This is a genomic window from Flavobacterium ginsenosidimutans (assembly GCF_003254625.1).
Classification (GTDB): domain Bacteria; phylum Bacteroidota; class Bacteroidia; order Flavobacteriales; family Flavobacteriaceae; genus Flavobacterium; species Flavobacterium ginsenosidimutans.
The window spans coordinates 154,806-168,869 of the sequence record NZ_QJRJ01000080.1 but is presented as its reverse complement, the minus strand read 5'-3'; the positions used below and the strand labels follow the sequence as shown (position 1 = coordinate 168,869).

The window sequence follows — 14,064 nt, the reverse complement described above, 5'->3', positions numbered from 1 at the left end:
GAATTGTGAATTGTGAATTGTGAAATTGTTTTTATCACCTTACGGTTGATATTTTTGAGAAGAATTTTATAAAACAAATCGTTGATTTTGTAAGGTTTATGTCTTTTGGCTTAGCTAAATTTAATATTCAATTTTAAAACAAAAGCCATGAGAGCGATTTGGACAGGTTCAGTAAGTTTTGGATTAATTAATATTCCGATAAAAATGTTTTCGGCGGTGCAGGAAAGCAGTTTAGATATGGATATGCTTGACGCGAAAGATTACGCCAATATCAAATTTAAACGTATAAATGAAGATACAGGAAAAGAAGTTGATTTTGCGAACATTGTGAAAGGCTACAAACTCGATGACAAATATGTCATTTTAGAAGATTCCGATTTTGAAGCCGCGGATGCCATTAAAACTAAAACAATTGATATTGAAAGTTTTGCTTTCGAAAAAGAAATCCAAAGTATTTATTACGAACAGCCCTATTATCTCGAACCAGACAAAGGCGCGATGAATGCCTACGGATTGCTTCGTGATGCGCTTGAAGCTTCTGGAAAAGTGGGCGTTACAAGATTTGTTCTGCGAAATAAAGAAAGTCTGGCCATTTTAAAACCGTACAAAAATGTTATTGTTTTAAACCGAATTCGTTTCGAGCAAGAAATTCGAAGCACAGCAGAATTAAAGCTTCCGCCAATGTCAAAAAAGTCTACAAAAGAAATGGACATGGCAGAAAAATTAATTGATCAGCTGACAGAGAAATTTGATATTTCTGGTTTTAAAGACGAATATACCGCCAAGCTCTTGGATATTATTAAAAATAAAGCCAAAGGAAAACCACAAAAAGCAGCTCCAAAATTAAAAGTCGTGCATAAACAAAGTGACGATTTAATGTCGATGCTAAAAGCCAGTCTCGAAAACAAAAAGAAAAAGTCTTCTTAACTGTTTTGACTATTTTCCAATTTGTGAATGATCTTTTTGATATTCGCTCCTTTCAATAAAACAGGTTTCCATAAATCGCCTTTTTTCTCAAAACGTTTCAAGACATTTTTGATAGTAAATTGCGACGGATGCAGTTTTTCATTTACTTCACTCCATTCTAAAGGCGTAGAAACTGTTGCGCCAGGTTTTGGACGAACAGAATACGGCGCTGCCAAAGTTTGTCCGCGTCGGTTTTGCAAAAAATCGATATATAGTTTGTTGTTTCTCTTTTTGATGCTTCTATCAACCGTCGTGATATCAGGAAGTCTGGATTGGACTTCTTTGGCAATCAATTCGCCTAGAATTTTTATAGAATCATAATCGTATTGCGCACCAAGCGGAATGTAGATATGAAGTCCCGAAGCGCCTGATGTTTTACACAAACATTCGGTTTCCAATTCGTCTAAAACTTCTTTTACGACTAAAGCAGTTTGAACGACTTGTTTAAAATCGTCTTTTGCGGGGTCTAAATCAATTACTAGCCAATCTGGATTCTGGATATGTTTAATGGTCGAATTCCACGGATTCATTTCAATACAGCCTAAATTGGCCATATAAATTAGTGTTTCTTTATTATTGCAAATAAGATAATCAATGTTGGCATTATTCGATTCTGAGAAGATTTTTTTGGTTTTAAGCCATTTCGGAATTTTATCTACATCAACATCTTTTTGGTAAAAACTAGGAGAATCAATTCCGTTTGGGAAACGGTTCATCGATTCTGGGCGGTCTTTTAAATACGGCAGAATCAACGAAGAAACTTCATTATAATATTGCACAATATCACCTTTTGTAATCTTGTCTTTCGGAAAATAAATTTTATTCTGATTGGTCAAATGCAACGTCGTTTTGCCAATTTTTAAATCGTAATCATTTTCAGTTTTGTGTTTATTTAGTTCTCCCATTTCAATTAAATTAGAATCTCCATTTTTATTATAATTGACATTCTCCGCTTTTTTATCAATCCTGATCCCAAGATAAACAGGATGCCTCAAATGCTGATCTTGCGTCCACTCCGAAAATTTTACCTGACAAACGACTTTGGGTTTAACCCATTGAATCGGATCACGCAACGGAATTTTTTCATCAAGCGGCGATTTTTCAATAAAATGTGGTTTTAGTTTAGTATATAATTCTTTAAGAATAGCTTCTGTAAAACCAGTTCCGCATTTGCCAATATATTTCAATTTTTTACCTTCATATTGACCGAGAAGAAGCGCACCAAAATATTTTCTAGAATTTTTAGGTTCTGTGATTCCAATAATTATAGCTTCTTCTTCATTTGCTGTTTTTATTTTAAGCCAGTTTGTACTTCTTCTATTTATCGCATAAGTACTGTCAGCTCTTTTTGCAATGATTCCTTCGGTTTTATTTTTAATTGCTTGTTCAAATTGTTTTATTCCGTCGCCAATAGTATGTTCAGAATAAAAAACATTCGAAAATGGATATTTATTAAAGAGAATTTTAAGCAGTTCTTTTCGCTCCAAAAGAGATAGTTCGGTAATGAGATTTCCGTCCAAATTCAATAAATCAAAAACGTAATATTTTAGATTTCCAATTCCGGTTTTCATATAGTTTTGTAGCAGCTGGAAATCGGCTTTTCCAGAATCATTCTCCACTACCACTTCGCCGTCCAGAACGACTGTATGATCTATTTGTTTTAATTCCTCGGCAATAGGTTTGAAATTAGAATTAAAAGAAAGTTTATTTCTGCTGAATAAATCTACTTGCTGACCATTTATAACCGCAATCGTTCTGTAACCGTCGTATTTATTTTCGAAAATCCATTCGTCATCGTCAAAAGGTTCTTCGCGTACGCTGGCAAGCATAGGTTTTATAAACTCAGCTATTTCAACTTTCGGATTAGACTTTTTTTTTACCGCTTTTTTCTCAACTGTTTTCTCTTCTGTTTTCTCTTCTGTTTTCTCTTCTGTTTTTGAAGCGAGTTTTTCAGATTTTTCTATCAGCTGTTCCAAACTTCTTTTAGAAATGACAGATTTATTTTTTTCTAAAATATCTTCAGTAGAAGCATATTTATCATTTTTCTTGATTAAAAGCCAGGCATTTTCTTGTTTGCCGTGAAGTTTAACCAAGGAAAATTCACCTTTCAGTTTTTTGCCTTTTAAAACAAAACTCAAACGTCCTTTTGCTAAATCACTTAATAGCTGTTTTTCGTCAGAAGCTGTTTTTTCATCAGAAGTATAAGTTCCGTTATCCCACACAATTACATTTCCAGCGCCATAATTTCCTTCTGGAATTGTACCTTCAAAATCTTTATAACTGTATGGATGATCTTCGACCATCATGGCGAGACGTTTTACTTCAGGATCCATCGACGGACCTTTTGGCACTGCCCAGCTTTTTAAAACGCCATCCATTTCCAGCCTGAAATCATAATGAAGATGTGATGCGGCATGTTTCTGCACAACAAAAATCAGTTCATTTACCGATTTTTCAACCTTTCCTTTGGGTTCACGGGTTTGTTTAAAATCTCTTTTTTGATGGTATTTAGACAATGACATAAGCTTTTGTGGGTGTTAGAAAGTTAGCTGCAAAATAATATGGGCAAAGAACAGCTGAATATCGCAACCGTTAAAGTCAATTGGGGGTTGATAAATGGCTACTTTAAAATAGAATGATCCAGCTGAATATGCCAATTACACCACTGAGAACTCTTGAAATAAGTGTATTGAGTGGCGAAATTGGTAAATGTCCTTTACCCATACTATATGATATTCCATAACAATAGAAGATCAATAATAATGTAAAAAATCTTAAGTCCTTTTTTGAATTAAAACTCTATTTCAAAGTTACTTTTTGCTGGGCTTTTTCTGTTATAGGATTAAAATGCGTAATTATATAATTATCAGTAATATGTTGATTTTCATTTATGTTATGATTCGAATGTTATAACCCTTAAACTGAATTGTATAAATTTTAACTTGAAAAGCACTCTAACTTTGTGAGCCTATTGTTTGAGAAATACCTCACAACCTTGAATGAATGATAAATGTAAAATCAACAGAAAATGAAAAATTCAAAAAAAACAAACCAAGACAATTCTGATGGGAAACAGAACGATTTAGAATACAATAAATCAAATGCCGAGAACGAATTTTTAACCACTAACCAAGGCGTTAAAATAAACGACAATAACAATTCTTTAAAGTCTGGAGAAAGAGGCCCTTCTCTTTTAGAAGATTTCATATTACGAGAAAAAATAACCCATTTTGATCACGAAAGAATTCCAGAACGAATCGTTCATGCAAGAGGTTCGGGAGCGCATGGTTATTTTGAATTGTACAATAGCATGGAAAAATATACCAAAGCAGGCTTCTTAAACGATAAGAGTATCAAAACACCAGTTTTTGTTCGATTCTCGACTGTTGCTGGTTCTAGAGGATCTACCGATTTAGCTCGTGATGTTCGAGGTTTTGCTGTAAAATTTTATACACAGGAAGGTATTTTTGATTTAGTTGGAAATAATATGCCCGTATTTTTTATTCAAGATGCCATGAAATTTCCAGACTTGATTCATGCTGTTAAAGCAGAACCGCATAACGAAATTCCGCAGGCGGCTTCGGCACATGATACGTTTTGGGATTTTATTTCGCTAATGCCCGAATCCATGCACATGATTATGTGGGTAATGAGCGATAGAGCGATTCCGAGAAGTTTAAGAATGATGGAAGGTTTCGGAGTTCATACTTTTAGATTTATTAATGATAAAAACGAATCGCATTTTGTAAAATTTCATTGGAAACCAAAATTAGGCACACATGGAGTTGCTTGGGATGAAGCGCAGAAAATATCAGGGAAAAACTCAGATTTTCATAAATTGGATTTATGGGAAGCTATAGAAGCAGGAAACTTCCCAGAATGGGAATTAGGCGTGCAGATTATTCCTGAAAGCGACGAACATAAATTTGATTTTGATTTGCTTGATCCAACAAAATTAGTTCCAGAAGAATTAGTTCCAGTTACTATTGTCGGAAAAATGGTTCTGAATAAAAATCCGGATAACTTTTTTGCAGAAACAGAACAGGTCGCTTTTCACCCAGGACATATTGTTCCTGGAATTGATTTTACAAATGATCCTTTATTGCAAGGAAGATTATTTTCGTATACTGACACACAATTATCAAGATTAGGAAGTCCGAATTTTCATGAAATTCCAATTAACAGAACCATCGCGCCCATGCACAACAATCAGCGCGACGGACATATGCGTCAGGAAATTGCAAAAGGCAAAGTCAGTTATCATCCAAATTCTTTAGGAGGCGGATGCCCATTTCAAGCCAAAATGGATCAGGGCGGATTTGTAAGTTTCAATGAACGAGTAGATGCCCATAAAGTACGAGAAAGAAGTAAAAGCTTTTCGGATCATTTTAGTCAGGCAGCGCTTTTTTACAACAGTCAGACACCTATAGAACAAGATCATATTGCAAGTGCTTTGTCTTTTGAATTGGGAAAAGTAGAAACGGTTTCGATTAGAGAAAGAATGCTCGGACTTTTAAATCACGTTGATTCGAATTTAGCAGCAACAGTTGCTAAAACATTAGGAATTGCAGTTCCGAAAGATATTGAAAAACCAATTAATCATGGAGTAGGAGCAGACGATGAAGGAAATCAAGAACCTGCAAAAGTAAAGCAAAACATAGGAAGTTCAGATGCTTTGAGTATGCTTAAAAATCCAACCATTTCAAATACGATTGCAACTCGACAAATAGCTTTTTTATGTGCTGATGGTGTAAATGCAGATTCTATTAAAGTAATGAAAATAGCCTTGCAAAATGCTGGGGCAAAAGCTGTTATTATAGCACCGCATCTAGGAACTATTGTTTCTGCAGAAGGAACAGAAATTGCAGTAGAGCAAACTTATAAAATTGCGGCATCGGTGCTTTTTGATGGTGTCTTCATTCCAAGTGGAAAAGGAATTGCAGATCTTTCAAAAATAAAAGAAGTAAAAGAGTTTTTAAATGATGCGTATCACCATTGTAAATTTATTGCAGCTGAAGCTGAAGGAGTACAAATCTTGAAAAACAACAGTGATATAAAAGCTAAAGATTCTGGAGTTTTGACAAGTGAAAATAGCGCAGACAAATTACTAGCTACTTCGTTTATAAAAGCTTTGGGAAGACATCGTTTCTGGGAAAGAGAAAAAACTTTGTAATGAATTGTATAATTGGCTGTCGTAAAAGACAGCCATATTTTTTGTTTTATACGCATTTATATTCAAACATAGCCTCGTGGTTTCAATCACGGGTTATGTTTTATAAAGATGCTCATTTGAATCTATGGAGCTGAATCATTGACTTTGTTTCCATTAGTCAGAATCACTTCAATTGTCCAAAATAATAGCTAAACAGCTACTTAAAATAGTAACTGCCTTTTCCATTTCTTCTTTTTCTAAATGTCCAAATCCTAAACGGGTTGCGGTGAGGTTTTTAGTTTGATATAAAATGGTTTTCGGGAGAAATAAACCATGATTAGAACATTCCTTTTGAAATTGTATCAAATTAAATTGATCTAGCCATTCGACCCAAATCGCCAATCCTCGTGGTGGAATCTTAAATTTGATTTTACCTTTTAGTTTTTCATTTAAAAGCGAAACAAAATGATCTCGGCGTTCTTTATAGATTTTTTTATTTTTTTTTGAAAGCCTGTGCACTTCGCCTTCGGTAATCCATTCGGTTAAAACTTGTTCTTTTAGTACATCAATTCTAGGTTCTAGAATGTTTTGATGCTTTTCGAGTTCTTTAATAAATTCCGCAGGCGCGGCAACAAATCCGTAACTAAATCCAGAAGGAAGCGATCTTCCAAAAGAACCAATATAAACCACTTTCTGATTAGAATCGAAAGCGGCTAAAGGCAAAACAGGATTATTATCGTAATGAAAATCAAAATCGTAATCGTCTTCTAGAATTACAAATCCATATTGATTAGCCAATTCCAAAACTTCGATTCTTTTTTTCGCGCTAAGCGAAATTGTAGTTGGATAATGATAATTGGAGGTTAAATATAAAACTCGAATTTTGGTCGTTTCACAAATTTCTTTCAATCTTTTGGTATCGATTCCATCATTATTTACAGGAATGGAAATAATCTGCGCGCCTGTATTCGTTAGCGTCATATTGGACATATAATAACCTGGAGAAGCGACAACCACTTTATCATTCGGAGAAATAAGCACTTTGGTAACCAAATACAAAGCAATTTCATGACTACTTGTGGTAAGTAAATTTGAAGTTGCAATACGAATTCCTCGAGTAAGATTTAGATAATTAGAAAAATGAGTTTTAAAATTCAAATGCGAACGCAATTCTATCTGTTCGTAAGTTTTAGAAGTTTTTCTTCTTTTTAATTTCGAAACATATAATCTGGCCAAAACATCTGTTTGAACTAATCTTAAATCGGGCATTCCGTCATTAAATTGATGTGGAAGATTGCTTATTTCTATCGGATTTTCGAGAATCGTCGAACGCTGAAAACTAAATCCAACATTTTCTTCCGATGAATTTTGTTCTTTCGAAATCGTAAATTCAGCTTTGTTTTTTTGTTTTTGCTGCGATAAAATAAAAGTTCCTTTGTTCGGAAGCGTTTCTATCCAACCTTGTGATTCTAAATCCTGAAAAGCTTTGATTAAAGTATTTCGATTAACAGAAAGTACTTTGCACAAAATTCGAGTGCCGGGAAGTTTAGTGCCTTCAGGAAGAAAACCCGTTTGTATGGCTTTGATAAACTCAAAAACAATCTGCAAGTAAATAGCAGTGCTTTCTTCTGGCTTAAGCTGAATAAAGCTCTTAAAAGGAATTTCAACCGGACTATCCATAATTCGAAACTGATGCTTTTGATTAGTACGGCAAGATACTGCTTTTCTCAAAATTTTTAGAAAAAAGAAAAACAGTTCTATTTTGTACTGGCATCAAGAATTATAACTAACAACAATTACGTAGGCCGGCTGAAATTATTTTTTCTCAGAAATAATCAATCCGGAGGAATGTTTGGTCGGTAGAATTTCCATTTCTATAGAATCAGGTGCTCCTACGGAACACAATGCAAAACGATAAATTCGTTTCTACCGACGAGATATTCCTACGGAATATTAAACTAGACTTTAAAAATCAGTTTCTTTTTGTAGAAAATCCATAAAATGAAAGACCAGAAAATGGCATAAGATAAAGCGTAAGCCAACGATGCATTAAGTGGATTTTCAAAACAAGGCATAATTCCGTGATCATAAATGTAGGCTTGAAGTCCAATTTCTTCTCCAGCGATTTCAGGATTTGCCACTTTTATCGAACCTAAAACTCTCGGAATTATTCCTGAAAAGAAAAATACAATCATCGGGTTTACTCCCCAAATCAAGAATAGTTTGGTCCATTTTTTATAGCCTTTCACATCAATTATAAAATATAAAAATGTCAATGAAATTGTTGCTATTCCTGCCGTGTACAAAACGTAAGAACTTGTCCAAAGCGATTTATTAATTGGGAAGAAAGTGTTCCAAATTAAACCGCCAATTAATAGAATAATTCCTGTAATGGCTGTTTTTTTCACGATCTGAATTTTCTCGATTGAAAGATTTAGAAGTTGTCCAATGTACATTCCTAAAATTCCAGTTCCAATTGCTGGCAAAGTGCTCAAAATTCCTTCTGGATCCCAAGTTTTAGACGATGCCCATAGATGTCCGTTTAAAAGCGTATCGTCTATCCAAGCGGCTAAATTGGTTCCTTTTTCGAAATTTGCAAGGCCAAATCCAGGAACGGGAACAAAAGCCATTAAAAGCCAATATCCTATTAAAAGTGTGGCTAAAACTAAAAGCTGGGTTTTTAAATTTGTTTTTAGATATAAAATTGAAGTAAAGAAATACACAATTGCAATTCGCTGTAAAACACCTGGAATTCTAGTGTCTTCAAAATGTTCTAATCCGCTAAAAGATAGCGAAAGCAATATGATAAAGATCCCAACTGCAAGAATGGTTTTGACTTTCATTGAAAAGTTTCCTAAAAGTGCATAGGCAACGGCAAAAGCAATTGCTAATCTCACTATTAATAACGGAATTCCTTCTAAACCAAATAAATGAATTCTGCTGAAAACACTTAAAAACAATCCTAAACAGAAGATTCGAAGCGAACGAACTAAGATTTTATTAAAAACACTTCCGTCAAAATGTTTTACAGGCATTGCAAACGGAATTGCAGTTCCCATTATAAAAACAAAAAACGGGAAAACTAAGTCAGTAGGCGTGCAACCATGCCATTCGGCGTGTTCTAAAGGCGGATAAATAGAAGACCAGCTTCCCGGATTATTTACAATTGTCATTAAGAAAATGGTAAATCCTCTAAAGACATCGAGTGAAGTTAAACGTTCTTTTGTCATTGGGTTTATATTTTAGATGTTAGATTTTAGAATTTAGATTTTGGAATTTAGATTTTGAAATTTGGAATTTTGGAATTTGTGACTTGAAATTTATTTTATAATTGCGTCTTGAATGATCTGCTGAATTTCTTCTCTGATTTTTCCTTTGGCTAATTTATTTTCGTCGTTAACCACTTCTGGATAAGTTCTGTTGGATAAGAAAACATAAACAATTTCGGTTTCTGGATCTGCCCAAGCCATGTTTCCTGTAAAACCTGTATGTCCGAAACTTGCTTCAGAAACGCAATTGCAAGTTGGACCGCCTTTGTGGACTCTTTTGTCAAGTCCTAATCCTCTTAAAACATCTTGATTTTTGTAATAACAAGTATTAAAAGCATCAAAAGTTTCTGGAGAAAAATATTGAATTCCGCCGTAATTTCCTTTTTGTAAAAACAGCTGCATCATTTTGGCAACATCCATGCTGTTCGAGAAAATTCCTGCGTGACCCGCGACGCCGCCTTCCATTGCCGCAGCCATGTCGTGAACATAACCTTGAATTACCTGATGTCTGAAATAATTATCGATTTCAGTAGGAGCAATATTGCTTTTGTCAAATCTGTCCAGCGGATTGTAAAGCGTATTTGTCATTCCTAATGTGCTGAAGAAATTTTCTTTGCTAAGATCTTCCAATTTTTTATGCGTTTTTCTTTCTAAATATTCTTTTAGAATGATAAAAGTAAAATCGCTGTATTTGTATTCTTTTTTATGCGATACAGGACTTTCTGCAATGATTTTCATAATCGTGTCATGATAATCATTTCGAATGTAAAGATTCTCAGCAACTTTCGTTGTAAAATTAGGCCCAGCTACTTTACTATAATATTTTTCAGAAGGCTGATTGTTGCTGTCTAAAGTTGCTTTGTAAAACGGAATCCAAGCTTGAAGTCCGGCATAATGATTTAGTAATTCTTTGAAAGTGATATTTTCTTTATTTGTTTTAGCAAAAAAAGGCAACATGTCTTTCAATTTGGTGTCTAGCTCGACTTTGTTTTTATCATACAATTGCATCACATTTGGCAGAGTCGAAATCATTTTTGAGATCGAAGCAACATCATATAAATCTGTATTCGTGACTTTTTTTCCGTTATCGTAAGTTTGTGCTCCGTATGATTTCTGGAAAATAACACTTCCTTTTCTTGCTACCAAAACTTGCATTCCCGGAGTCATTCTGCCATCGATTGCTTTTTGTGCTACAGCATCTATTTTAGATAAAATTGCAGGATTCATATTTACATTTTCTGGAGCTGAAAAAGCTAAGCGATTTAGTTTTTCGGTCGTTAAACCATCGTTGACATGAAAAGCATCATTGATAGAAACAGGCAATTTTCCTTTGGCTTCAATGGCTCCAAAAAGTAATTCTGCCGAAATAACCTGACTAATATCTGAGTTTTGATAGGAAACAACCAATCCTTCAATATCATCAAAATTTGAAATAGATAGAAGAGAATACGGTTTTGCAAAAATGTCTAAAATTACTTTGTTATGTTTCGCAATTTCTTTCAGCCAAAGCATTTCTTGTAGTGTGAATTCTTGCTTTTCCCAAGGCTTATTTACTTTGTGAAAACTGATAATGACTTTGTCAAATTTTTTCAATTCCTTATTAAGACTATCAAGATTGGTATCTTTAACTTCTGTAATTTCAGTATATTTTTTTAGGGTTGAAACAAAAGTGCTATTGGTATCTTCACCCAATTTTATGTACGCAATTTTCTCGCTTAAATCTTTTATTGGAAGAATTTCTTTTTCGTTTTTTAAAACCGTAATCGCATTTTCATATAATTTATAATGCAAAGCATCATTTTGAGTCGGATTTAAATCTTCGTACAAATTATTTAAATCAATCGGCTTGTATTTATTTAGCCCCGCTTTGTATTTAAAATGAAGAATTTTTTTAACAGAATGTGCTAATCGTTCTTCTGTAATTACGTTTTGATTATAGGCAGCTTCTAGTTTTTGAAATGCTACAGGTACATTTTCAGGACATAATAAAATATCATTTCCAGCTAAAATTACAGCTATTTCCAAATCTCCAGGACCTTTAAAATTTGCCGCTCCTTTCATTGCTAAACCATCAGTAAAAATCAATCCGTTGAAACCTAATTCTTTTTGAAGCAGATTCGTTACTACATTATAGGAAGCCGAAGAAGGACAATTTGGCTGTGATTCTAAACTTGGAATATTAAGATGCGCGACCATTACAGAAGCCAAACCTTCGTCAAATAATTTTTTGTACGGATATAATTCGACTAACTCAAGACGTTCTTTAGAAAAATTAACGGTTGGTAAAGCTTTATGCGAATCGGTTGAAGTGTCGCCGTGTCCAGGAAAATGTTTTCCGGTACAGAAAACGCCGTTTCCTTGAATTCCTTTCATTAAGGCAATCGCTTTTTCGCTTACATTGACTTTGTCTTCGCCAAAAGAGCGGTTTCCAATAATCGGATTTTTAGGATTGGTATTAATATCCAAAACAGGAGCAAAGTTAAAATGAACGCCAATTCGTTTGTTTTCGGCGGCCATATTTCTTCCCACGTTTTCAATTAAATTTAAATCCTGAATCGCACCCAAAGTCATATTCCAAGGATAACGATAAGTTGAATCTAGTCGCATGGCTAATCCCCATTCGGCATCGATTCCAATCATCAAAGGAACTTTTGCTTTTGATTGATATAAATTGGTCAATTTCGCCTGACGAACTGGTCCGCCTTGAAAGAAAATAACGTTTCCTATTTTGTAATCTTCAATAAGTTTGATGATTTGATTTGCATGTACAGAATCTTTATTGGAATAAGCCGAAACCATAAAGAGTTGTCCAATTTTTTCTTGAACCGTCATTTTGTTGTAAATGCTGTCGACCCAAGCTGTTTCTTTATCAGAATCTTTGAAAAAAGTCTTTTTCTCAGTATTATTTTTTTGAACGTAAACAACGGTGTCTTTCAAAGGAATGTCCTTGTTTGCATCGGTTACGCTATTGTTTTTTTTAGAGGCGCAATTGGTAATTAAAAAGATAAAAGAGGCGTATAAGCTAATTTTTATGAATGAATTTTTCATGTTATTTTTTTTAAAATCAATTGGAATCTAACATTAAACCCAAATTGATTAATCAATATTGATAAGCTGATTAGAAGCTTATTTTGTCACTCCTTTTAGAGCTTGTAATGTATAATCCTAAATAGGTTATTAATCCGTTTAGCACGATTAATTCGTTATCAAAAACATATCCTGCAAATAACAGTTTTGAATTTTCATTAATTAAATAAGTGAAAAATGGAGACAATAAACAGATGATTGGAACTAGTTTATCATGCACATTTCTAGATTTTTGGAATAAACCAAAAGCGTATAATCCTAATAATGGTCCGTAAGTATAAGATGCCACTTTAAAGATCATTCCAACAACAGAACTATCGTTTATGACATTAAAGACCAAGATGATAAAAAACACTAAAATAGAAAAACTGATATGTACTAAATGTCTAATTTTTACTGTGTTTTTCTTATGGCTGTTTTCGGCTTTGTCCATTCCTAAAAAGTCTACGCAGAAAGAAGTTGTCAAGGCAGTTAAAGCAGAATCTGTAGTTGCAAAAGTGGCAGCAATGATTCCTAATAAAAATACGATTGCAGGAACAAGCGCTAAATGATTTAAAGCAATTTCTGGGAAAAGTAAATCGGTTCTTGGTTTTCCTGTAACTAAATCAGTTGGAATTGCGATTCCGTTTTTATTTGCGTAGATGTATAAAAGCGCTCCAACACTCAAAAAGAAAATATTGATTACAACAAATATTCCTGTAAAAGTGAACATGTTTTTTTGTGCTTCGCCAATGTTTTTACAGCTTAGATTTTTCTGCATTAAATCTTGATCCAAGCCAGTCATAGCAATGGTTACAAACATTCCGCCTAAGATTTGTTTTATGAAATGGAATTTACTTCCCATGAAATCATCAAAGAAAAATATCTTAGAATAATTACTGTTTTTTACTTCTTCAAAAGCGCTGATGGCACTTAAATCCATTCGATCGCAGATAAAATAAATGGTTAGAAAAACCGAAGTGACCAAAAAGAAAGTCTGTAAAGTATCCGTAATGATAATCGTTTTTAATCCGCCTCTATAGGTATAAGAGAAAATAAGCAATAGTGAAATTAAAACTGTAAATGCAAACGGAATATGATAGAAATCAAACACAAAACGCTGTAAAACAATTACAACCAAATAAAGCCTAAACGCCGAGCTAATTGTTCTACTGATCAAGAAAATAGAAGCTGCTGTTTTATAGCTAAAAATTCCCATTCTTTGCTCTATATATCCGTAAATCGAAGTTAAATTCATTCGATAATAAAGTGGAAGCAATAATTTTGTAATGACAATAAAACCAAGCGCATTACCCAAAACAAACTGAAAATATTTGAATTGTTCACCACTTGCAGCACCAACTTCTCCTGGAACCGATATAAAAGTTACTCCAGAAAGCGCAGTTCCAATCATTCCGAAAGCAACTAAATACCATTTTGAATTTTTATTAGCGGTAAAGAAGGCTTCGTTTCCGCTGTCTTTCTTGCTCACTCTGTGTGAAATATAGAATAATGTTCCGAAATAAATGATAATTAGAAGAAGGATGGTGCTTGGTGTCATTTTTATTTTTTGGTGTTTGATTCTTTTATAAAACTATAAAAGATTTTAGA

At 33.8% G+C, this 14,064-nt stretch carries 7 protein-coding genes; 2 read left to right on the top strand and 5 right to left on the bottom strand.

The features are described 5' to 3' along the window. The first annotated feature begins 147 nt into the window (after positions 1 to 147). Entirely contained in the window at positions 148 to 927 is a 780-nt protein-coding gene (gene ku, locus DM444_RS16990) for a non-homologous end joining protein Ku (RefSeq protein ID WP_111288792.1), read from the top strand. Here the strand turns inward: ku and ligD are convergent. Then, entirely contained in the window at positions 924 to 3,488 is a 2,565-nt protein-coding gene (gene ligD, locus DM444_RS16985; RefSeq protein ID WP_111288790.1) for a DNA ligase D, read from the bottom strand. The genes ku and ligD overlap by 4 nt on opposite strands. 506 nt (positions 3,489 to 3,994) lie before the next feature. On the opposite strand from ligD, the gene DM444_RS16980 reads away from it, so the two are divergent. Further along, positions 3,995 to 6,139, top strand: a complete 2,145-nt coding sequence (locus tag DM444_RS16980) for a catalase (protein ID WP_111288788.1) — start codon at positions 3,995 to 3,997, stop codon at positions 6,137 to 6,139. Between the two features lie 168 nt (positions 6,140 to 6,307). Here the strand turns inward: DM444_RS16980 and DM444_RS16975 are convergent, their stop codons facing one another. The 4 genes from DM444_RS16975 to DM444_RS16960 all read right to left on the bottom strand — a co-directional run bounded on the left by DM444_RS16975 (position 6,308) and on the right by DM444_RS16960 (position 14,014). Then, complete coding sequence (locus tag DM444_RS16975; protein WP_239455702.1) at positions 6,308 to 7,849, bottom strand: aminotransferase-like domain-containing protein; 1,542 nt, start codon at positions 7,847 to 7,849, stop codon at positions 6,308 to 6,310. Positions 7,850 to 8,076: 227 nt separating this feature from the next. Next, positions 8,077 to 9,348, bottom strand: coding sequence for an acyltransferase family protein (locus DM444_RS16970; RefSeq protein ID WP_111288784.1), 1,272 nt, complete (start codon positions 9,346 to 9,348; stop codon positions 8,077 to 8,079). A gap of 90 nt (positions 9,349 to 9,438) precedes the next feature. Then, on the bottom strand, positions 9,439 to 12,435 hold the full coding sequence (locus DM444_RS16965) for a glycoside hydrolase family 3 N-terminal domain-containing protein (protein WP_111288782.1): 2,997 nt from the start codon (positions 12,433 to 12,435) through the stop codon (positions 9,439 to 9,441). Positions 12,436 to 12,505: 70 nt separating this feature from the next. After that, entirely contained in the window at positions 12,506 to 14,014 is a 1,509-nt protein-coding gene (locus DM444_RS16960) for a sodium:solute symporter (protein ID WP_111288780.1), read from the bottom strand. Positions 14,015 to 14,064: the final 50 nt, after the last annotated feature.